The sequence below is a fragment of the Paenarthrobacter sp. NPDC090520 genome, from assembly GCF_044769205.1.
Taxonomy (GTDB): domain Bacteria; phylum Actinomycetota; class Actinomycetes; order Actinomycetales; family Micrococcaceae; genus Arthrobacter.
The window spans coordinates 261,376-282,821 of record NZ_JBIVXM010000004.1 but is presented as its reverse complement, the minus strand read 5'-3'; the positions used below and the strand labels follow the sequence as shown (position 1 = coordinate 282,821).

At 59.9% G+C, this 21,446-nt stretch carries 20 protein-coding genes; 12 read left to right on the top strand and 8 right to left on the bottom strand.

The window, feature by feature from the left end; all coding sequences use genetic code 11:
* Nucleotides 1-98: 98 nt before the first annotated feature.
* Complete coding sequence (locus tag ACIQTZ_RS07660; protein ID WP_402979106.1) at nucleotides 99-1,226, top strand: hypothetical protein; 1,128 nt, start codon at nucleotides 99-101, stop codon at nucleotides 1,224-1,226.
* Entirely contained in the window at nucleotides 1,223-1,936 is a 714-nt protein-coding gene (lepB, locus tag ACIQTZ_RS07655; protein WP_402979103.1) for a signal peptidase I, read from the top strand. Before ACIQTZ_RS07660 ends, lepB begins: the two co-directional genes overlap by 4 nt.
* Before the next feature lie 2 nt (nucleotides 1,937-1,938).
* Here lepB and ACIQTZ_RS07650 read toward each other — a convergent pair whose 3' ends face one another.
* The 4 genes from ACIQTZ_RS07650 to ACIQTZ_RS07635 are packed head-to-tail and all read right to left on the bottom strand — an operon-like array spanning nucleotide 1,939 to nucleotide 6,108.
* Nucleotides 1,939-3,084 carry a hypothetical protein gene (locus ACIQTZ_RS07650; protein WP_402979100.1) on the bottom strand — a complete coding sequence of 382 codons (1,146 nt, stop codon included), beginning with the start codon at nucleotides 3,082-3,084 and terminating at the stop codon, nucleotides 1,939-1,941.
* On the bottom strand, nucleotides 3,081-4,139 hold the full coding sequence (locus ACIQTZ_RS07645; RefSeq protein WP_402979097.1) for a polysaccharide pyruvyl transferase family protein: 1,059 nt from the start codon (nucleotides 4,137-4,139) through the stop codon (nucleotides 3,081-3,083). Before ACIQTZ_RS07645 ends, ACIQTZ_RS07650 begins: the two co-directional genes overlap by 4 nt.
* Nucleotides 4,136-5,161, bottom strand: coding sequence for a glycosyltransferase family 4 protein (locus tag ACIQTZ_RS07640; RefSeq protein WP_402979094.1), 1,026 nt, complete (start codon nucleotides 5,159-5,161; stop codon nucleotides 4,136-4,138). The genes ACIQTZ_RS07645 and ACIQTZ_RS07640 overlap by 4 nt, the downstream gene beginning before the upstream one ends.
* Before the next feature lie 14 nt (nucleotides 5,162-5,175).
* Nucleotides 5,176-6,108 carry a glycosyltransferase gene (locus tag ACIQTZ_RS07635; protein ID WP_402979091.1) on the bottom strand — a complete coding sequence of 311 codons (933 nt, stop codon included), beginning with the start codon at nucleotides 6,106-6,108 and terminating at the stop codon, nucleotides 5,176-5,178.
* A gap of 3 nt (nucleotides 6,109-6,111) precedes the next feature.
* On the opposite strand from ACIQTZ_RS07635, the gene ACIQTZ_RS07630 reads away from it, so the two are divergent.
* The 3 genes from ACIQTZ_RS07630 to ACIQTZ_RS07620 all read left to right on the top strand — a co-directional run bounded on the left by ACIQTZ_RS07630 (nucleotide 6,112) and on the right by ACIQTZ_RS07620 (nucleotide 9,083).
* A complete protein-coding gene (locus tag ACIQTZ_RS07630) occupies nucleotides 6,112-6,492 on the top strand; it encodes a hypothetical protein (protein WP_402979088.1) in 381 nt (126 codons plus the stop codon).
* 163 nt (nucleotides 6,493-6,655) lie between these two features.
* Nucleotides 6,656-7,687 carry a nucleotidyltransferase family protein gene (locus ACIQTZ_RS07625; protein ID WP_402979169.1) on the top strand — a complete coding sequence of 344 codons (1,032 nt, stop codon included), beginning with the start codon at nucleotides 6,656-6,658 and terminating at the stop codon, nucleotides 7,685-7,687.
* Between the two features lie 73 nt (nucleotides 7,688-7,760).
* A complete protein-coding gene (locus ACIQTZ_RS07620) occupies nucleotides 7,761-9,083 on the top strand; it encodes an O-antigen ligase family protein (protein ID WP_402979085.1) in 1,323 nt (440 codons plus the stop codon).
* On the opposite strand, the gene ACIQTZ_RS07615 is transcribed toward ACIQTZ_RS07620, so the two are convergent.
* Entirely contained in the window at nucleotides 9,080-10,549 is a 1,470-nt protein-coding gene (locus tag ACIQTZ_RS07615) for a sugar transferase (protein WP_402979082.1), read from the bottom strand. The genes ACIQTZ_RS07620 and ACIQTZ_RS07615 overlap by 4 nt on opposite strands.
* Before the next feature lie 380 nt (nucleotides 10,550-10,929).
* The gene (locus ACIQTZ_RS07610; protein WP_402979079.1) at nucleotides 10,930-11,448 is read right to left on the bottom strand and encodes a hypothetical protein; all 519 of its coding nucleotides are present in this window, start codon (nucleotides 11,446-11,448) and stop codon (nucleotides 10,930-10,932) included.
* A gap of 280 nt (nucleotides 11,449-11,728) precedes the next feature.
* On the opposite strand from ACIQTZ_RS07610, the gene ACIQTZ_RS07605 reads away from it, so the two are divergent.
* Together ACIQTZ_RS07605 and ACIQTZ_RS07600 are read left to right on the top strand one after the other, a co-directional pair.
* Nucleotides 11,729-12,016, top strand: coding sequence for an alpha/beta fold hydrolase (locus ACIQTZ_RS07605; RefSeq protein WP_402979076.1), 288 nt, complete (start codon nucleotides 11,729-11,731; stop codon nucleotides 12,014-12,016).
* Entirely contained in the window at nucleotides 11,968-12,555 is a 588-nt protein-coding gene (locus ACIQTZ_RS07600; protein WP_402979167.1) for an alpha/beta fold hydrolase, read from the top strand. Before ACIQTZ_RS07605 ends, ACIQTZ_RS07600 begins: the two co-directional genes overlap by 49 nt.
* Nucleotides 12,556-12,619: 64 nt before the next feature.
* On the opposite strand, the gene ACIQTZ_RS07595 is transcribed toward ACIQTZ_RS07600, so the two are convergent.
* Both ACIQTZ_RS07595 and ACIQTZ_RS07590 read right to left on the bottom strand, forming a co-directional pair.
* A complete protein-coding gene (locus ACIQTZ_RS07595; protein ID WP_402979073.1) occupies nucleotides 12,620-13,696 on the bottom strand; it encodes an LCP family protein in 1,077 nt (358 codons plus the stop codon).
* Between the two features lie 71 nt (nucleotides 13,697-13,767).
* Nucleotides 13,768-15,456: a hypothetical protein gene (locus ACIQTZ_RS07590; protein ID WP_402979070.1), complete on the bottom strand. Its 1,689-nt coding sequence runs from the start codon at nucleotides 15,454-15,456 to the stop codon at nucleotides 13,768-13,770.
* Nucleotides 15,457-15,895: 439 nt separating this feature from the next.
* Between ACIQTZ_RS07590 and ACIQTZ_RS07585 the strand changes: the two genes are divergently transcribed.
* The 5 genes from ACIQTZ_RS07585 (at nucleotide 15,896) to ACIQTZ_RS07565 (ending at nucleotide 21,132) form a co-directional block, all read left to right on the top strand.
* On the top strand, nucleotides 15,896-16,336 hold the full coding sequence (locus tag ACIQTZ_RS07585; RefSeq protein ID WP_402979067.1) for a hypothetical protein: 441 nt from the start codon (nucleotides 15,896-15,898) through the stop codon (nucleotides 16,334-16,336).
* A gap of 66 nt (nucleotides 16,337-16,402) precedes the next feature.
* Nucleotides 16,403-17,620, top strand: a complete 1,218-nt coding sequence (locus ACIQTZ_RS07580; RefSeq protein ID WP_402979064.1) for a glycosyltransferase family 4 protein — start codon at nucleotides 16,403-16,405, stop codon at nucleotides 17,618-17,620.
* Entirely contained in the window at nucleotides 17,617-19,368 is a 1,752-nt protein-coding gene (locus ACIQTZ_RS07575) for a glycosyltransferase family 4 protein (RefSeq protein WP_402979061.1), read from the top strand. Before ACIQTZ_RS07580 ends, ACIQTZ_RS07575 begins: the two co-directional genes overlap by 4 nt.
* Complete coding sequence (locus ACIQTZ_RS07570) at nucleotides 19,368-20,255, top strand: ABC transporter permease (protein WP_402979058.1); 888 nt, start codon at nucleotides 19,368-19,370, stop codon at nucleotides 20,253-20,255. Before ACIQTZ_RS07575 ends, ACIQTZ_RS07570 begins: the two co-directional genes overlap by 1 nt.
* Nucleotides 20,242-21,132 carry an ABC transporter ATP-binding protein gene (locus ACIQTZ_RS07565; protein ID WP_402979055.1) on the top strand — a complete coding sequence of 297 codons (891 nt, stop codon included), beginning with the start codon at nucleotides 20,242-20,244 and terminating at the stop codon, nucleotides 21,130-21,132. Before ACIQTZ_RS07570 ends, ACIQTZ_RS07565 begins: the two co-directional genes overlap by 14 nt.
* Nucleotides 21,133-21,446 lie beyond the last annotated feature (314 nt).

The following is a 21,446-nucleotide window of genomic DNA, read 5'->3' as shown; positions in this document are numbered from 1 at the left end:
CTGACGCGTTTTGCGCGTTGTTGAGTCGAATAATGTATTTGAGGGCCCGGGATGTGGAAGCGCTCCCTTGAAGGGCCCGGCGAGGACAGGTGGGGGACATGCAGGGCAGTGACATTCTGGTGGATGCCTTGGGCGGACTGGTCAGGATCCGTCTTGACTTCGCCGACCATGAATTCGACGAGGACCGGTTCCGGGAGTTCACCGGGCCATGGCGGGACGCTGCGCCCAGCAGCAGCGAGCCGGCAGGCGACGTCGTGCGTCCCGTCGCGGAGATGGTGTGGCGTTTCCCTGACGAAAACGGTCTAGCGGGCTCCATTGCGGAACTGTCCACTTACGCCACCCTTGCCGCGATTGAGGCCAGGCGCGGCACGTTGTTGATGCTGCACGCTGCCGGGATCGCCGATGAATCCGGAAGGGTTGCCGCATTCATTGGACCGTCGGGGCGGGGTAAGACCACGTTGGCCCGTGCATTGGGCGCCGCTTACGGATACGTGACCGACGAAACCGTGGGAATTGAAGCCAACGGAACGGTGCATCCTTACCGGAAGCCTTTGTCCGTGATCCGGCCGGAGCGGGATTACAAGGAGCAGATTGCGCCGTCAGTCCTCGGACTCATGGACCTCCCCGCCGGGATGTTGAACCTTGGCGCCCTGGTCCTGGTGTCCCGTGTCGAGGACCTGGAGGGGCCTCCCGTGATCAGCTCGCTGGGGCTTTGCCATGCACTCGCGGCGATAGTCCCGGAAGTCAGTTATCTGGCTGACCTGGATAGGCCATTGCAAATGGTGGCGGGTCTCGTGGACAGGTGCGGTGCGTTCAAGCAGGTCACTTACAAGGATGCTGCGCAGGTGCTCCCACTGGTTCCCGAACTTCTGGCCAGGGAAGAGCCAGAGTTTTGGGATGTGGTCCTTCCCAGCAATGCGCTGGACGGCGTCCGGAGCCCCTACGGTGATGAAGTTTTCGTTCCCGCCTTGGTGGTTGACGCGGTGGAAACAGGGGGACAGACTGCCATTTTGGATATTAACCGCATGGTTCATGTCCTTGATGGAGTAGGGCCTGTTGTCTGGCGGTCGGTGTGCGATGGCCTCGATTTCGCGGGCTTGGTCCGGGAAATCGACGAGCTTTTCGGTGCGCCACCGGAGCAGCCGCTGGAGGACGCCATTGTGGGGATTCTGGGAGAGCTGGCGGATGTGGGGCTCTTGGTCCGCACATCTGCAGCACGCTCATGACCACCGAAACTTCCCTACCCGCCCGCCGTCGTCGTTTGTTCCGCTCGCCTTGGGTACACGCCATACTGGCTCTTCTGCTCGTGGCACTGGTCCAGGGCTTCTTCGTCAAGATTTACCAAGTGCCCTCTGGATCCATGGAACAAACCCTCAACATCGGAGACCGGGTGGTAGTGAACCGTTTGGCGCCCGAGCCGCAGCGGGGGGATGTGGTGATCTTTCGCCAGCCCGCATCGTGGGGACCGGCACCTGAGCGAGGGGTCCTCCGATCGGCCGTAGGCTGGTTTGGTGAACTGACAGGGATTGGGCCAAGCAACACTGAGTACCTCGTCAAACGGGTCATCGGGCTCCCAGGAGACACCGTCGAGTGCTGCGATGCCAGCGGCCGGTTAAAGGTTAATGGCGATGCCATTGACGAGCCCTACGTCTTCCAGGACTTTGCCTTCGACGCCGGGACCTTGGATTGTTCGACGGCGGTGGCTTCACCGCGATGCTTCGCGACGATACGCCTGGGCCAGGACCAATACCTTGTCCTGGGTGATCATCGATCGCAGTCGGCGGATTCCCTGGCGGCCTGCCGTGGCCTGGCTGCCGCCGAGGAGTGTGTCCGGACGGTACGCCGGGAAGACATTACGGGACGCGTGGAGTGGTTCTTGTTCCCCTTCGACAAGTGGTCGCGCAATGGATCCCTGTCCAGCAGTTCGTCCCGCTGACGCTAAGACGCTGCGAGGGAGCGCGCCACTGATCTGTACTTGGCGTACAGCAGGAGCCCAGTGGTGGTTTCAACCAAGGTAAGGCCGAGGAACAGCACCACCAGCGAGTCACTTGCCAGCAGGAGGACAACGCTGACTGCGAGATACAACAGGGAAGAAACCACCCGGATCCAGAACACCTGCCCCACCATGCCCGCCCGGCGCAAATACGTAAACGGCAGCGTGCCCGGGATGCTCACAAGCTTCCAAAGGCAAGCAAGCGCCAATGCGCTGAACGTGACCACAGCCCATGAGGAACCGAACAGGGCCTGGAACAAGCCCAGTAAATCCAGAACCAGAATTAAGCCGATCGCCAGGACGCTTAGCCCGGACATGCCCAGGGTCAGATTCCTCGAGTGCGCTCCCAGGAGCCTCGTTCGCATGTAGCCAAGGATGGGCTGGAGCGCTCCCAACACGGTAATGGTCGCTTTGAGCGCAACGGCCTCTTCTTGTCGCTGGAGTAGGTATACCGTGGCCACGATGCCCAGGGGGACAAGGGCTACCATGGCTGTTTCCAGGGTGATCCATGCGGTGGGGGCGAAGCGCGGCCGTCCGGATACTTTCCAAGGAGTCCTGAACGCACGGACCAGGATGGCTACCATAATCGCTGCACCCAACACTGGGATAGCCGCAGCGGATCCCTGCTGGGATAGCAGCAGTGCGGCGCCAGAGCCTAGAACAAGGGCGCTTGCCGTCGAGGCTTCCATGGCCCACCCCGCAGTGAAGGCCGCATGCATCCTGCCGATCTGGAGAGCCACCATGGCTGCCGGCAACGCCACCGCGAGAACCAGGATGTAACCCGGGAAGACGATCATTGCTGCACACCCGGCCACGCCCAACACTGTGGCCCACAGAGGGATATATGTCTTGTCTGTCAGGTTGGCATCTGCCATTCGCGGCTCCAGCAACCCGGCTGCCACCACTCCCGCACAAAAGGAACCCACGCTCAGAATCACTGCGAGGTTGGCTTGTGCATCGAGGTCCAGCAACCGTGCCGCCACAGCCTGGAAGGCCGCGGGGACTATTGCTGTGACGGCGCCGGAAGCCACCATGACGAGCGACTGCCACGCGGAGTGCCGAGTTGCAGCCTTGGTGGCGGTTGCAGTCATACCCGAACGCTCCGGGCTGCGACCTTAAGGCTTTCGCTTAGCGCGGCATATACACCGCTCGTCGAGGCGGCCGCGCTGTTCACAGCGGCATCGTAGGCTTGGCGGGTATGCGCGCTGTTCAGCAGCCTCTGGAGCTGTAGGTGTACTGCGTCCGGTTCAAAGCTAAATGCATTGTGGACGTACTCCCGCAGGCCCAGGTCTTCGAAAGCGGCGAAACCCTTGCGCTCGTAGGACAGATGGATAACGTAGTGTCCGGCCTGCAATGCCATCAGCGCGGCATGCAGGCGGACGGCCACCACAACCCGCTTCGGTGTCCCGGCTTCCAAAAGGTCTTCGCGGCGCAGAATCTCCCGGGGATGCAGGCTCTGCATGGGCACGAGGTCCTGATTGCCGCCCGTTTGGCTCTGTACGTAACCGTCGAACGTACCGATCAGCCCGGCGAGTTCTGTGATGGGGGTGGGGAGGCCACCGCGGAGGTTGCGTACCGAATACACGGGTGTGGCTTCCACGGAATGGCTGTTCCGTGCGGGGACGCGGAGCACAGCCATGTCCGGCGCGCGTTGGATCACCGGGGTAAGTCCCAGTTCGGCGACCGTGCGATCGTCCCGTGCCCACACCCGGCTTATCTTGCCGAGATGGCGCCGGAACCACGGAGCACTGCCGAGCCGCAGGGGACCGATGCTTTGCGGAAGGTACACCACCTTGTGGCCATGGCGGCTGGCCGCGCGCAGCTGGACACCGTGGACCAAAAGCGCCTTGGCGAGTTCGATGCAGTTCCCGCCGCGGAGATATCCGCCACCCACACCCACAACCAGGTCGAAGTCCCTCATGCTGCGCAAAGTAGCAAGGTAATCGCGATCATAGCCGCGTCGGGCGGGTTTGCTCCCACGCAGCGTCACACCGGGAAGATCGAAGCTGTCCGGATCGGAGGCGCAGAGCGTGAGCTGCAATTCCTCGCCAGGGAAGGTCTCGGTGAGGAGCTCGATCGCCTCGGTAACCAGCATCCCGTCGCCGATATTGTGGGCGCTGTACGCATGGAGAATCAGGACTTTCACTGCTGCAACACCCTTTCGTAAACCGCGGTGTGGGCGTCGACGCTCGCATCCCAGGTGAATTGACGGACCCATTCCAGGCCAGTGCGGCGAACGTCATCCAGGGCAGTAGAGCTTCCCAGTGCATCGGCGATGCCCCGGGCAATCGATTCGGCGTCGGTGCCCTCGAACAGGAGGGAAGGCCCGGCTACTTCCTTCAACGATCCGCGGTCCGAACAAATGACCGGGGTGCCGGCGGCTAGGGCCTCGAGGACCGGGAACCCGAATCCTTCATACAGGCTTGGAAAGGCGAACAGCGCGGCGTGCTGCATGAGTGCCACCCTTTCGTCGTCGTCAACGAAACCGAGGTGTTCCACGCCTGCCGCAGCGATCGCAGCCATGGACTCTTCAGCGTTCCACGCGGGCTTTCCCGCGATGACCAGTTTCGCCCCGAGTGCCTTCAGCGGCGACAGGGAGAATGCCTCAACCAGTGCCACCAGGTTCTTTCGAGGCTCGACATTTCCCAGATACAGCACGTACGGAGTGTTGCGAAGGTGCTGGAGTCTGTCACCCAGCTCGCGGGGCGCGGAGAAGTAGTCCGTGTCGATACCGTGCGGGATGGTGGTGATCCGCAACGGGTCGACGCCAAATACCTCGGCCACATCATTTGCGCTGGAGTTGGAAACAGTAATCACTGCATCCGTGGAGGCGATGGCCCGCTGCACCCGCGTGCGCCAGATTTTCTCTTGCCGGGGTGATCGTGCGGTGGTGATCCAACGGCTGGCGACGCCATGGACAGTTACCACCGAAGGTGCACGGGTGGGAAGGAGCGGACCGGTGTCTGCGCTGTAGTGCAGCACGGAACCAGGAACTGCCGGCAAGGTCAGTCCTTCCCAAGTCTCACTGATGGCGGTCAGCGCGGCCCGCTTGCTGGAGCGAAGCTGCCCGATATGGATCCCCCGAAGTTCCAGGCCTTTGGCAATCTCACGCGCATAGGTGGTGTTGCCACCCACGTGGCGGGACAAGATGCGGGAAGGGAATGACACCCTTTTCAGTGTGCTCAACGGTCGGAGCCTTTCAGGTCATACAAGTCGCGCAGGGCTGTGTGCAGGGTTGTCCGGTTCATGCGTGCCAGAAGTTGACGGTTGGCATCATGGGCGCGGTCACGTGTTTCGGCATCACCCAGGATGGCGTCCACCAGGTCGGCCACTCCGCGCGGATCGCTTGCCTGCAGCAGTCCGGAGCCCTCCAGGGCATTGATGGACCGTGCTGCCACGGGTACGCCCTGGGCGGCAGCATCGAGGATGCTGAGCGGAAAGCCTTCATATGCGGCCGTGTGGACGTACACATCACTGGATGCGAGGGCCTCGGCAACTCCGGTGGAATCGAGCCATCCAGTCACTTCAATCCCGGAGTCCTCCAGCGGTTTGCGCATTTCCGGCTCGCCGTCGCCGATCCACCGCATCCGTATCCCTGGTCTACGTGAGCCCAGCAGTGCCGCAACGTCCTGGAAGAAGGCGGGGTCCTTTTGTCGCGCAATCCTTCCCACCATGGAGACGGTGGGTATGCCCGCAGAGGTCTTGTCGGGTGCAGACACGGCCACGGTAGGCAGATTCGGAATAGCGATGCACGTAGCATCGGGGTCCAGCGCGCGCACCAAGCGTTCCTCGTGGGCAGTGAGCGTGCCGAACTTCCAGGTCCGACGGGAAAGATATCGCTCCACGCCCTGGTAAAGAATGCGCTGAAAGGATGAGGTGTGGGGGTCGTCATGCTTGAAGCAATGCGGTTCGTAGACCACCGGCGCCGCCAGACGCTTGATGCGCGCATAGAGGCCGGAAAAGCTTGAGTGGGCGTGGACCACGTGCGGCGAAGCGGAATCAACTGTTGCCCGGACCTTGGCGATTCTCCTCAACAGTCCCGTCCCAAGGTCATGATGCGCGACGGCCAACCCGGACCAGACCGGAGCAGGAATCCCCGCTTGGAAAGGAGACAAAACGTGGTGATCGAATTCTGCGGGGCTGTTCTCAATGTAACTTCGGACGGCTTTGGGAACTCCGCCGTCAACCCGGTCAACCACGTGCAGGACTCTGGTCAGCCTCAAGCCCCAATCACCCGCCTGCTAAATCCGCCTTCATTAAGGGAGCATGAACGGTGTGGCACAAGCATAAAGAAGCTGATCGCCATGTTCCCCCATTCATTGGCGCGTCAGTTGAACACTGCCTGGCACAACCCAATGTTGAGCAAATTGTTTACTTGCTACGAGCCGTGGCGGCGTGAGTCCGATTTCAGACTAAGATCAAGAGTAACTGATCTTCCTGCCTCTGAGGTTTTGTGTGGATTGTTTACTCGTAAGGCAACTGTCAATTATTTGCTGTAGCTTCTTATGGGAGAATTTTTAGGCCGGTTAGGCATTCGTCCGCCTGAGAGGCCATTTCTGCGGATGTCCAAGGGGAGGGCAGCAAATGACAAGCTGGGTGGCTACTTCCTATGGCGCCTTGGACCTCCGAAGTTGGCATGAAAACCAAACGGACGTGGAAATAATGCTGTTGGCCACCCAGCCCTCCGAGCCCATGGGGCTTGCCGGCGGGCCCGCTGGATTGTGGCACCGGCTGGTGGCGGCGGCTGTTCCAGACTCTGACTTGAATGCCGATGACCGGGCCTTGGTTCGTGAGTTTGAGGCCGCGGGTATCGCCTCCCGTGATGTGGCACATCCGGCGCGGGTCCATCAACTGAACGTTCCGTGGTTGTCCTCACCGGTCCACGAAATGGTTTATTCGCTGGTGGGCAGCATTGCCCGCGACCACGGAATCGACGCCGTCTGCATCAAAGGACCCATGCTCCACAGACAGGGCCTGCGGGAGCGGGAACACTCCAGCGACGTGGATGTGTGGGTTGATCCGGCACGATTGGAGCAGTTGTGCAGTGTGCTGGAATCGTGGGGTTGGAACGGTAAAGCAGACCAATGGACCGGCCTGACGTTCAACCACTCCGTGGCGTTGGAACCCAGACCATGGGGCTGCGAAATTGATGTCCATCGACACGTACCCGGATGCTCTGAATCTGACCCCGTTGTGTTCGCACGGCTATTGCGAGGCAGCGTGAAAACTGACTTCGCGGGGGTTCCGGTCCTGACGCCGGACCTCCCAACGCACGCGGTCATCTTTGCACTGCACGACTTGCGGCCTGAATCCAGGCACAGCAAAGCGTCGGGTCATGCAGAGGAATTGGCTGAAATCCTGCGACTGGGTGGCAGGCCGGCCCTTGAATTTTCCCAGGACGTCAGGGCTACTGCTGTCTTGGAACCCAGCCTGCGCCTGGCCTTTCCCGAGGTCTCCTTTGCAGTGGATCATGAGCCCCCTTTGAATTGGAGGTGGCGCGAAAGCAAGGGCTGGTGGCGGGCTTACATGATGATTTTCAGGTCCCTTCAGCCACGGGAACGCCTACGGTTCATCAAACGGGCGGTCTGGCCCCAAGCCGACGTCCTGGCGGCGTCGGAGGCGCGCGCCGGGCGTTCCACCATGAGTCTTGTTGGGGCTCGGTTCAGACGGTTTGGCAAGCTGCTTCGCAGGTAGTCTGCGGGCGCTGACGTTGTGGGAGCTGAAACAGAATGTTGAAGGGGGAGCAAGTGTTCGGGAGCAGTAGGCCATGAGCGCGCTGAAGATGACCGAGAAGCCGACGGCGGGCATGGCTCGGCCTGCCCTGCTGTCAGGCCGGTGGTTCGAGCGGTTCATGCTGCTCAGCGTGGTCTTCATGCCATTCCAGTACGCGCTGACATTGCCTGTGGGCTTTCCCCTGAAGATCAGCGAGATCCTGGGCGTTCTGGGGATAGCGGTGTTTGTCCTGGGTCCCCGGAAGACCGCACGACGGCGGGACCTGGCGAGCGTCGCCGTCGCACTTTTGGCTCTTGCCACCCTGTTCTCGGCGCTGGTCAACTTCACGCCCGACGCCGGTGGTCTCCGCGAGGTTGGGTACGAACGTGGCTTTGCGACGGACCTTCTCCTGTACACGGGTTACGCCCTGCTCGCGCTCTCTTATTGGTCTGTGCTTCGCCGCATTGACCGGACAAAAATCGTCAGGGCTATCACGTTGTCGATCTGGCTCTGCGGTGTGGCCGTCCTGCTCCAGTGGGTCTCCTCCATCACAGGTTCCACGGACCTCATCCGGGTGCTGGGGTTCCGTACCTTCGGCGTGGACGGGTCGGTGGAGACGCTCCGTTCGGGACCGTTCCTGGAGGGCCAGCATCTGGGCTTCTTCGCGGGTACGGCAATTTTGGTTGCATTGTATAACCGCAGTTATGCTGCGGCAGTTGTTGCCGGCCTATCAATTTTGTATTCGCAGTCCACTACGGCGTATGCCGGAATTGCGGTAGGTCTGGCTGTGATCGTAGTGATCAAATTCTCCAAGGTCGCCATTCCTTTGATGGCGGTGGGTTTGGTGGGCGTCCTTGCCCTGCTCTTTTCCGAAAGTTTACGTACCACCTTTGGACGTCAGCTGGCCAAACTTGGTTTCACGGAATTTGCGCCCGATTACCAGTTTGCCACCACGTCATTGAACCTGCGGAACGTCAAGACGGAGATCTCTTTCGACATGAGCGCAGATAATCCATTGTTCGGAGTAGGTCCGGGAAGGTACGGGGCCTACTTCGATCAATATGTGAGTGGACGCCAGTTGCCATGGATCTACTCAACGGATCAAACGAGGCCCATCGCGGAGAATGCCTATGCCCATGTTGCTGCGGAGTTGGGTATTTTTGCCCTGATGGCTTTTGCGGTGCTGGTCCTGTTCCTCATCTGGCGGAACCGTCGGCCGGCATCCCTGTTGCTGATGGTCGCCTTCTTCGTGGCACTTGGTGTGTCCACCCAGTCGTCGTGGACGTTCCTTCCCATCTGGATGTTCTTTGGTCTCCTGGCAGCCGATGACTCACCGTCATCCCCGCAGCCCCCCGGGGTCCCAGTGACCCAGGCTTAGTAAGCGCCGTCTTTTCCGACAACAGCTTTGGCCGTCCGGAAGAGGATCACGAGGTCTTGTGCCAGGGACCAGTTCTCCACGTAGTAGAGGTCCAGCCGGATCGATTCCTCCAGTGAGAGGTCATTGCGCCCGCTTACCTGCCAAAGGCCAGTCATACCTGGCTGGACCAGGAGTCGGCGGACGGAAGCGAAGTCATACATTTCCACTTCGCGGGCAACCTGCGGACGGGGACCCACCAGGCTCATGGTGCCGTTCAGGACGTTGATCAGCTGGGGGAGTTCGTCAATGGAGTACCGACGGATCCATGCACCGAGTCGGGTTACCCGGGGATCGTCCTTCATCTTGAAGAAGATGACACTTTCCTGGCTTTGTGCCTGGAAGGCTTCAAGCAAAGTCTCGGCGTCGCTCCGCATGGAACGGAACTTGATCATACGGAATGATTGGCCGCCCTTGCCTATACGTTCCTGGTAGAACAAGGCCGAGCCTGGGCTGTCCAACTTCACCATGATGGCAATGATTGTCATTGGCAGAGCCAGCAGGATGAGCAGGATGGATGAAAGGCAGATGTCCAGGGCGCGCTTGGCGAAGGCCTTCATGCCACTGAGCTTTGGTGTGGTGACATGGATCAATGGAAGCCCGGCTACGGGCTGCATATGGATTCGAGGCCCTGAGATGTCCGTCAGCGCAGGTGCCATGATCATTCCGACATCGCGAGCGGACAAAGCCCAGCCGAGTTGGCGGAGAAAAGCCGGGTCCAGCTTCGCGCCACCGCACACAGCCACAGTGTCCGCACCCGACTCCGCGATCGAGTCAATCACCATGTCTACATCCGGCGCCGAGCCGAGGACGCGCACGTCATCCCTGACGGGCAGCCCGGACTCGGTGAGCAGCGCAGCCACGGGCTTGTAACCGGAGACGATGTGTTGGTTCAGTTTCTCCGAAAGGTGGTTGACGTTGTTCGGGGCCCCAATGAGGAGCACATGGTGGAGGTTCTGTCCCGTGAGGCGGCTTTTGTGCAATGCGCGTCGCTGGGCATACCTCACTGCGAGGATGAGTGCCACGCCCAGAGGCAGGGCCACGGAAACATACCCTCGGGCCGTTTGCAGCTGGAAGACGTAGGAGACCACAGCCAGTGCTCCGAAGAGCCACAAGGATGAGACGGCAACGCGTTTGTATTCCTCTGTGCCGGTGCCCAGGACTTTCCGGTCCCGGGTGCCTCCGAACTCCAGAACAGCGGTCCAAGTGATGACCAGAACTATGGAGAGTGTGAAATAGGACAATTCCGTGTCCCCGCCAGCGACCGTGACGTCCTCCGTTCCGAAGCGGAGCAGGTGGGCACCTGCCACGGCAACGACCACGCAGACGAGATCGAGAATCCTCATTTTGATGCTTTGGGCCCGCAGCCACGTAGAGCCCGCAACGGACTCGACTTCGATGGTCCGCGTGGGAGAGAAGAGCGTGGTCATGACGTCAGCTCGTGAGCTGCGAATGGGCCGGGACTGCATGTCCGGAGCGTGCAGCTCTGGAACTCAACGACACAACGAATCTATTCACGAATCAGCCCCCATAGCTGCCCCTACCGCCCTTGCGGGCGCCGAACGTAAATTAGCAGTATCAACGTCACCTTTCGAGTGACTTGACACTTCAAGCTCCATCGTAAATGGACTTTACTTACATCTCAAACCGACAAACGACACATGGCAAAAAGGTAGCCGGTGTGATATGTCAGTAATACAAAGGTGTCTTATGGGATTCATTTTGTGCAGATTCTGATAATTTGCGCGTATTACCAAGGCGTCTGATGGCTCTGTTTTGCGCAGAAAAAGATAATTTCCGCGCAAATAGGTCACTGCCCCAAGAACTCCCTCACGGCGGGGAGGCCAGCTGAGGCCAGGGCCGTCAGGGCGCGCTGGATGTTGGCTTCCAAGGCGATATCCGCCAGTTCGTTTGTCCCGCTCCCCTGCGTTCCGGCAGCATCGCCAGGACCCTGAAGCAGAATCGACCTATTCGCTGCTGTGGCTGCATCAATGCAGGCCAGCAGGGACACCATGGAGCGCCTGTGCTCTTCCAGCAGTTCCTGCCACAGCCCTGATGGCGCAACGGTGACCACGGCGGGAAGCGTCTGCTCGTTGGGCTCGTTCCACTCTGAAAACAGCGAGGAGGCTTCAACGCCCCGGGCCAGTGAATCGAATCTCAGGTTCTCGATGACTTTTTCGAGTTCTGCGGCGGTGAAACTCAGGCGATGCCAATTTCCTGCTTCCAGATGCAGCAGCTGTGTTTCCAGGACAAAAAGCAGGTAATCGAGTTGCCTTCGCTCGCGCCACAGCCGTGCCGATAGCTCATCCGCCCCCAACGGTTCCCCCATCTAAATTTTCCTGCCAGAAGTAAGTTTTCCGCAGGTTATTTATTTGTTCTGCCAATGAGCGTACACCGACAAACGGAGAATGCTTTTTAGTTGTCAAGAAATATAGCGCACAAATTGGTGATGCCTACTCGACCGGGTAGTTTGCCTATCTTTTCTGCCGGGCGGGATAAGTAGCCCGGAGCCACCATTGACTGGAAGCAACCAAGCCGAACCCGCGGAGTCGCTGTTGCACTGGGGAAGCTACTGATGCAAGCGCCCCTTGGCGGCGTAGGGTGGCCCCATGGAGTCCGAAATCAGGGCTGTAGCTTTGCGCACGGGGATCCGCGTGCCGTGTTTCGTTCAAGGGTCTGTAGGAAAAACGAACGACTACGGTGCCGCGCCGCTGCTCCTGTTGCACGCGTGGGGCGAATCCTGGCGGAGTTTCATGAGGCTGATTGCTGCGCTTCCCTTGACGGTGATTGTTGCCCCCGATCTACGAGGGCACGGTGGTGCCGACAAGCCGGACGAGGGCTATTCACTATTGAGGTTGTTGACGACGTGGCCGCTCTGTGTGAGTGCCTCGGGGTGAAGCGTGCCCATGTCCTGGGTTCCTCGAGCGGGGGATACGTGGCCCAGCAGTTGGCCGCGACGCATCCCGACCTGGTGCTCTCCTTGGTGCTGGTGGGTGCTCCCTTGAGTTTGCAGACGCGTCCTGCCTTCGCTGACGAGGTTGAGCAGCTGGCTGATCCAGTCTCCGAGAAATGGGTGCGTGACTCGCTGGCCTGGTACCGGCTGCTCCACGCCGTAGCTCCGGACTACATCGATGACAGGGTCCGGGACGGCCTGGCCATGCCGGCGGCCATCTGGAAAGCCTCGTTACGAGGTCTCTACGAAGCCGTGCCGCCCACGGAGGCTGGCTCGATCTCGGCGCAGACTCTCATCATTTGGGGCGCGCACGACCACCTGCAGCCCCGCTCGCACCAGGAGACCCTCGCAGCACGGATTCCTGGCGCACGGTTCACCATCTATCAGGGGACAGGGCACCTCGTCTTGTGGGAATGCCCGGAGCGCGTGGCAGCTGACGCGGGGGCTTTTGTAGGCGAGGTAACTCAAACGGCCGGTAATTAAAGTCAAACCCCGGCTGCCGCAGCTAAGCGGTAACCGGGGTTGAACGGGTAAATTCGGTCAGGCGTCAGTTGCCTTTTTGAAGGGAATGAGCCGTGACGTAGGTACTCAGCTGGTCCTTGGACAGTGCCGCAGCGATGTCCGAGATGGCTTGCGTGTCTGCCATAACGATTGATTGGCCGTCCGCGGATGTGCCGGTGCCGAGCGTCGGAAGCGTGAACATCACAGTGTCATTGACTTTCAGGTCTTTTAGACTCACTGCAAGACTTCCGATTGCCGCCGCGTCGAAGCTCTTGTCCACGCTGACGAACGGGGACACCGCAGACACCATATTGTTCACGGTCACCGGGTTGGTGAGGGTGTCGCGGGCAATGATTTTACTCAGCATGGACTTGAGGTAGGCCTGCTGATTCCGCACACGCTGGTAGTCACCGTCACTGAACGATTTGCGCTCCCGCACGAATGCCAAGGCTTCATCGCCATTGAACGTCTGTTTGCCGGCTGCATAGTAGTGCCCCTTCATGGGCCCGCCGTTGGGAGAGAATGGAATCTTCACATCCACTTCGACTCCGCCGAGCGCATCCGTCAGGCCCTTGAAGCCCTCGAAGTCGATCATCGCAACATGGTCGATGCGTTGGTTGAAGAGGGATTCCACGGTCTGGACTACCAGTGGCACTCCGCCATAGGCAAGAGCGGCGTTGATCTTGGACTCGCCCTTCCCCGGTATGTTGACCCAGAGGTCTCGCATCAAAGAGACAGCGTAGACGTTCTTGCGGTCTGCAGGAATGTGCACCAGCATCAGAGTGTCCGAACGCTGGTCCGTGGCCGCGTTGGTTTCCAGGTCCACCTGGTCCGTTCCGCGGCTGTCGCTGCCCATGACCAGAATGTTCATGGCGGCAGTGCCGTTGACCGGCTCCGCCTTTTGAGGACGAGTGGATTCCTCGGGAAAGGCGGCGTCAATTTTGCTGGACCCGTTGTTGAAGGTCTGGGCCAAGTTGAAGAGGTAGAGGCCGCACACCAGACCAACTACAACAACCACGGCGGCAAAGCCAAGGAGTACGTTCCGGGCGGTCTTCTTGCCACTCTTTTGGCGTCTGGGACGGGACTCGGTCGAGGAAGTTTCGGTGTCAGTCGGCAGCGTCATGGGTTCCTAGGTGTCGGCGTCAGCAGGGACGATTCTATCAATTCGATGGTGCGGACCGGTTCAACGGTGCGCTATCCGGACTTGGGGCGACCTGTGTCACTGCTAGTGCCCCACTCATTGGATACCGAAACGGCATAGGAATCGTCTCCAGTCCGTTGCTTGAGATTCGTTGTGATGGTGATTGTTTCCAGACGTGGATTTCCGGTTTGGGGTTCCCCAGAAGATGCCTCAACAGTGTCGGGCTCGCCGGAAATCCGTTGGTCGGCTTCGCCACTGCCGGTCAACTCTAATGTGTAGGTACTTCCCGATAGGTTGAATCCCTCCATCCTCAGCTCGCCTGTGGCCGCGTCGTAGCTGGAGTCCGTGACGAGCGGCGAGCCCAGTCCCTGTAACAAGGTGTCCCTGAGTGGTGGGTTCGCGCCGCTGCAAGTGAAGTAGGGATCCCACATATAGGAGATGATCTTCTGGGCGCTTCCCAATTGTTGGAGCTGAGTGCCGATTCGGTCGGCGGTAGTTTGTCCCCTGAGACTCTTATCGCAGGGGTTAGCCTTTGTGGCCGGAGCCATGCCTTCCATGTTGGCCCACAGGTCTGCACCTGTTCCCACAATTCCCTGTGCTGCGGCCTTGAAATAATCCCTATTGGGAGCCACATACTTCTCTGCCCACGTTCCGTTGCCGACGATGCTGGCTGCAAACTCGTCGACTGGGCTCCCCGCTTCGGCGGCGGAGTAGGCCGCACCCTTTCCTGTTCCCATGCCGTCCTGTATGGCGATAGAGAGGTGAAGGCCTCCGGACGTCTGCGCGATCTTGCGTATCCCATTCTTGGCGTTCTCGGGGGTGATATTTGCGGAGTCTTTTCGAGCCTCAATGTAGGGACTCACAATCGCTGAGCGACCGGGCAGGATCCGATGTATCGCCTCGTTCTGCATCTTGTACAAAGACAGCACCGGTTCAAAAAACGGGTTGTCTGTAACGGGCATTTCGAGGTGGTGGTAGAACCCTGTGAGCCCGTCGGCGTTATTGGCCTGGGCCTGGTAGCGCAGGAACCGATCCGTGAAGGCTGTGAAGGTATTGAGGAAGCTGGTGTCCGGCAGGTACTCGAAATCAGTCCGCTTTGCCGGGGCCGGCATGCCAGCGTAGAACTTCATACCCAGTTTGGAAGCTGCCGATGCCAACGAAACAGTGCGGTCCGTGGCAGAGAGCGGGCTGCCGCCTGCCACGATGATGTCGTACCTACCGTCTTTGGCTGTACAGCCGGTGTCGTTGCTTGGAAAGACCATAATTGTGTAGGACTTTCCTTGGTTCTCAACGTAGCGGTCGCGGGGGCACTTCAAAGCAGCCTTGCCCCACTGGCCTCCGTCCGAGTACGTGAAGTAACGATTGATCTTGAGTCCAGCGCCGATAACGGAGGCGCAATCGTCGCCGTCGATCTTACAGTCTGTTGGCAGAGAGTCCGCTGAAGCCGGAACTATGGAGGTGCCGAAGGTGATGACCGTATCGCCGCCAGAGGCCTTGATCTCCTCCAAGTTCCGAAGGTTCTTGGCATCTGTGGCACTCGAGGAAATGAAGAAGCCGCTGATCGGGTACCTAGGCAGTTCGGGCGCCGCCTGTGTTCTGTCCGGGGAAGGGATAACCGCGGGGCCATAGTTCAAAACGATCAAGAGCGCGGCTACGGCCACGAATGCGATCGCAGACCGGAAGGGAAATCGGTCCTTGTGTGAACGCGCCGTGGAGCCCGGGATTTCGCTGGGGATCGGCATGGAGTCCTTCGTGTCGACAACAGCGGAACTGACATATGAGAGGCAAGAAAGCCCTGGCATAGGTATCTATCAACGGCCGGGCAGTCGACCGAGGCCCAAGCGGACCCTTATCCATACGATAAACTAACCCACGGCGCTTCCCTGCGTGGAACGGTTCTCAGGCCGTTTTGTCCACGGTGGCGAGTAGCAGTCGGGCGCCGGGGCAATCTCATCTTTTACTACAGGGGGAACATTGGGCACCGGAATCAGGCGTGTTCAAGCTGCGGTACTGGCTTTGGTGCTCGGCATTCTCGGGTTCCTTGGAACCCAACCTGCGCTGGCTACCGAAACAGACCCGGTGCCCGCGCCAACAGATTCGCCGAGCCCATCACCGCAGCCATCTTTCCCCGAAATCGTTCTTCCGACGCTCCCGGGCCCGGGTCCAGTGGAACCTGAACCGTTGCCCACCACAGACCCCGTGGTGACGACTCCGGCTCCCGTTGAGCCTCAACCCGTTACGACAGTTCCAGCTCCGGTAGTGCCTCCCGTCAGCGACCCCGTACCGTCGGCGCCCGCTGTCGTGGAGCAGCAGTTGCCAACTACACCGGCCAACGAGTACTACGTGGGAGAAGAACAGCCGGAACTCCCGGTTGAAGAAGCCAGTTCTGCTCCCGCAGCGCCCTCGCCTGCACCGACGCCCCCGCCCTCCAATGCGGCCGAAGCCCCGGTCGTTGCCAGCGCTGATGTAACTGGTCCGCTCAAGGCTGCGCTGGCTCCCGTCGCCGAAAACAACCCCATTGTCCAAGGCTTAACCGTTCTGGTCCTGCTCCTCCTCGGCACAGCATACTTCCGTGCTCTGCGTTCCAAGGGGATTCGCCGACCCCGTCTCAATGACAAGTAGCTTATGAATACCTCCCTCCCCGGGGATAGTGCTGGGACGGACCCAACCTCGGCACCGTTTCGCCTCATGTTGCTCTCGCACTCCTACTGGCCCGAACACAGCCCACCCCAACGCCGGTGGTCTTCCCTGACACGAGAGTTCCAAACTGCCGGTTGGGAAGTTGATGTTGTCACGCCCGTCGCCCACTACCCGAATGGCCGACGTGACTTGCCACGCCGTGAGGCTGGCTATGCGTTCACCACCCAGACCGGGCCGCACGGCGAACGGATCCGGCGCGTTCCTTATCTGCGGCATATGGGCCGATCGGCAGTGGCCCGGCTCATTGATCAGCTGTATTCGGCGATCATGTCCGTGCCGTCAGGGCTCGCGGGTCCGAAGCCGGATGCGATCATTGCGACTGCGCCCAGTCTTCCGACCTTGGCTGCGGGCTTTGTGCTCTCCCGCCTGCGCCGAGTCCCTCTGATCGTGGAGATGAGGGATGCCTGGCCCGACCTTGCCAGAGATGCGCGCTTGGTCCAGGGCCGGGTCAAGAGCCTGGCGGAACACGCCGTGGAATTCGTCCAGCACAGGGCAGATCTGGTGATTACTGTCACTGAGGGTTTTGCGGAGACGCTGCGGGACCGGGGGGTGCGAAACGTTGCCACCGTGAGCAACGGATTAGACCTGCGAGCAGTGCCGTTCCTTGAACCACCTGCGCTGGAACGCGATGGATTTCATGCTCTCTACCTTGGCAATCATGGCAAGAGCCAAAAACTCGACATTGCAATTCGTGCGAGTGCACTCCTTGGAGAAGGCTTCCATCTGACGTTGGTGGGCCAAGGAACAACCAGACCCCAACTGGTCAAACTGGCGCGGGAGCTCAACGCGCCCGTGACGTTTTTCCCCTCCGTCCACGGATCAGCCGTGCTTGAAAAGTATCGCGATGCTGATACCTGCATTGTCTCGTTGCGCGATGACTGGAAGTCCTTCGAAACCACCATCCCGTCCAAGACGTATGAAGTGCTTGCTGTGGGCCGTCACGTGACAGCGATTGTACGGGGCGAGGCCAAACGAATCATCCTCGACGCAAAGGGCGGCGATGTTGTTGCCGCCAATCCGGAAGCCGTCGCGGAATTGTGGCGTGAGCTCGCACGGGACCGTTCGCGACTGGCTGCTGGTCAAAGCGGACGGGAATGGGTCCAAAAGCACGCGGACTACGCCGAACTGGCCAACCAGTACATGTCCAAAATTGCAAGCCTTGTTGGTCGGGACGCGGTTACGCGGCTCGGGGACGAGGTCTCATGATTCCAGTGCTGAAGAATGTGATTCTGGCAGCCAATACCGTGGCCGAGCACTTGACGGAGGCCCCGTTCGTGCTGGCGCTCCAGGTCTTGAGGCGTCTGCCTTCCACGATTGTGCGTCCGGTGGCCCGGAGTTTGTCGGCGGCCGCACCAGGTTCCAGCCTTCCGGTCTTCATGTTCGCCAGTCACGCCGCTGGGGACGAGGCCGCTTTGGTTCGTCGGTTTAAGAACGCCCTGGACCGACCGGGATCCCCGGACCATTATCGGAAGGCGGCCGAAGTCGCATTGGCCGCAGGACAGGCCGGATGGGCTGATGCGTTCTTGGCAAACGCGAAGGCAAGCAAGCACTTCCCGGCGACTTCAGCGCGTCGTCAGTGGTATGACGGTGACATGGAGGGCGCCGTCGCGCTCCTGGAAAGCGAAAGCAAGACCCACGCCAAACTACGTGTGAGGCTTGAATCCGAGCTGCGGGTTTTCCAAGGCTGGCGACCCTCGCTGGGCAAGGTGGAGATCAAGCCGGAGCCCCGCCGTGTCCTTCACCTGCTGACAAACTCTGTTCCTCACACGGCCAGTGGCTACGCTCGACGCAGCCACTCGATCCTGACGGCACAGCAAGAGGCAGGATGGGAAGCTCTGGCGGTCACCCGCTTGGGGTACCCCGTCCAAATCGGTGTCCTCGCCGCCCAGGGGACGGATGTCGTCGACGGCGTTCCCTACCAGCGTTTACTGCCGGACAATATGGCAAGGACCATGGACCGCAGGCTGCAGCAGCAGGCGGAGGCGCTGCTGCAGGTTGCACGTGAGTTCCGTCCAAGCGTCATCCACACCACAACGCATTTCGTGAACGGCCTTGTGGCCCGCGAAGTTGCCAATGCGCTGGGCATTCCATGGGTCTATGAAGTCCGGGGACAACTTGCTGACACTTGGGCTTCGACCAGGGGACCGGAAGCACGGAACAGCGAACGCTACAGGCTCTTCGTGGAGCGTGAGGCCGAACTCGTGCGGAGCGCCGACATGGTGGTGACCCTTGGCGAGTCCATGAAACAGAACATCCGCGCCGCCGGTGTTCCTGCGGATCGAATACTTATTGCTCCGAACGCGGTAGGTGGGGACTATCTTCGCGAGCCCATGACGCAACGGGACGCACGGCAGTCTGTGGGCCTCGATCCAGAGGGGCTCTATATCGGCACTGTCAGCAGCCTGGTTGATTACGAGGGACTCGATGACCTCGTCACAGCATTTGCGCTGCTTGCGCCACGGGTGCCAGAGTTGAGGCTGGTTGTAGTTGGGGACGGGACAGCAGCTCCGGCCCTTCAAGACCAAGTGCGACGGTTGGGACTGTCTGGGCGCACCATTTTCACGGGACGGGTTCCATCGGACCAAGCACGCATCCATCACCAAGCGTTGGACGTTTTTGTTGTGCCCCGAAAGGACCTGGCAGTCACGCGTTCAGTGACACCGCTGAAACCGGTGGAGGCACTGGCTTCTGCCCGGCCGGTTGTTGCCAGCCGCTTGGATGCCTTGCGCGAGATAGTGGACGACGGCGTCAACGGCCGCCTGACCGAAGCGGGAAATCCGTCAGAGTTGGCCGAAACCCTGAGAAGCCTGCTTGAAGACAGCGAGCTTCGGCTTCGACTGGGGGCAGCAGGCAGGCAGGACGTGCTGGCCACGAGAACGTGGAAGGCGAACGCGGAAGCTTACGTTCGGGCATACGAGACTTTGGCGACTAACTATATGAGGAGGGCCAGCTGATGTCGGCGAAAAAGACCAAGCTTCCGCCGCCGGCGGCAATTCAGCGTATGTCCGTGGATATTCGCAAGCTGTCCCGTGTTGGATCGCGGCCCGGTTTCCTGGACTACCTGGTTCAGCTGTGGGATTATCGGCAGTTCATTTTTTACGACGCTCGGGCGCGGGTGCAGAGCGGCACGCGCAAGGATCGCCTGGGAAGCGCATGGCTGCTCCTCAATCCGGTTTTCAACGGTTTGACGTACTACGTTATTTTCGGCTTGTTGCTACAGACAAGCCATGGGATCGAAAACTTCATCGGCTACCTGGTGATCGGTGTGTTCCTGTTCCACTACAGTGCAGGTGCCATCACTTCGGGGGCACGCTCCATCCGAAACGGTAAGTCCGTGGTCCAGGCGTTCAATTTTCCCCGGGCTGCACTGCCACTTGGTGCCAATATCCGTGAAATGCTTTCCGCGGTGCCTTTGATCCTTGGGATGCTGTTGTTGATCGTCATCGTTCCTCCAGCGGAGAACATCAGCCTGCTTTGGTTCCTGCTGGTACCTGCGATTCTCCTTCAGGGAATTTTCAACCTGGGAATTGGCATGATCTTGGCCAGGATCATCTCCAGGGTCCACGATGTGACGCATCTCCTGCCGTTCTTTATTCGGGCGTGGATGTATGGGTCGGCGGTCTTTTATTCGTATGAACGGTTCGTTAAGGATCCGACCTTGATTGCCATCTTGAAATTCAATCCTCTTTACAACGTCATCGACATAGCGCGCAGCTGCCTGCTTTATGACCGAGTGCCCTCCTGGGAGTCATGGGCCACGTTGGGGGTCGTAGCTCTCGGTGCACTGTTGGTTGGCTTCATCTTCTTCTGGCAAGGGGAGGAGACTTATGGGCGCGATTGATACCGCAACATTCCTGGACGGACCCCCGTGCGTGGTGATCGATAAAGTGCGGATGACTTACAGGGTGCCGACTTCGGAGGGCAAAACCCCTAATGGCAGGGGCCTGCGTAACCGGGTCCGGCAGATCTTCGAGCGGCCCAACCTTGTGACCGTTAGTGCCCTTAAGGAAATCTCGCTCGTGGTGGAACGTGGCGAATCGGTGGGTATCATCGGCCGAAACGGTTCCGGCAAGAGCACCATCATGAAACTCATCAGCGGCCAGGTAGCGCCGACGCAAGGGGCTGTATATGCCTCGAGTACGCCCGTGTTGCTGGGCGTTAACGCGGCCTTGGTGCCGGAGCTCTCAGGCGACCAAAACGTGGTCCTGGGCTGTCTCGCCATGGGCATGAGCATGGAGGAGATAGACGCGCAGTTCGCCAACATTGTCACTGTATCTGGGCTTGATTCGGCCATCTATCTCCCTATGAAGTCCTATTCCTCCGGAATGGCTTCACGGCTCCGGTTTGCGATTGCCGCAGCAGTGAATCCAGAGATCCTTTTGGTGGACGAAGCGCTGAACACAGGCGATGCCCAGTTCAACAACCGGAGCAAGGCACGCATGGATGAACTGCGGGCCCAGGCCGGTTGTGTATTCATTGTCAGCCACGGCCTGGACACTATCCGCGATATGTGCAGCCGGGCGATCTGGCTGGACAAGGGCGAACTCATAATGGATGGACTGCCGGACGAGACAGCTGCTGTTTACAAGGACTTTTCGTCGAATCTTTCCCGCGGCAACAATTTGACAGCATCGCGGATCAAGGATGAAGCACGGGCAAATCTTGTTGCCACACGTGTGTTGGAGCGGGCCAGTGGGCGCCGCATGGAAGGGCGTTGAGTTTCTTTGATCGATAGCATCCGTAAGGCCGTTTGGCACTTCAGGCAGGGGGGTGCCGCCCAGGTCCTGGAGTGGCGGAGAAGGCAAAAAATCGAAAGACGCCTCAACGGAGGCAGCGGCAGGGGTGCGTCCCCGGCCCGCTCCGGGGGAAATGGAGCTCCCCCTGTCTTTGCACCCCACCGGGTTCCGGACAGAGGTCCGCGGCGGGACGATCTGACCGTTGGCGTCATTCTGGACGATTTCTCGATCGCGTCGTTCTCGTTTGAATGGAACCTGCTGCAGTTGCGGAAGGACACGTGGCGTCAGCAGCTCGA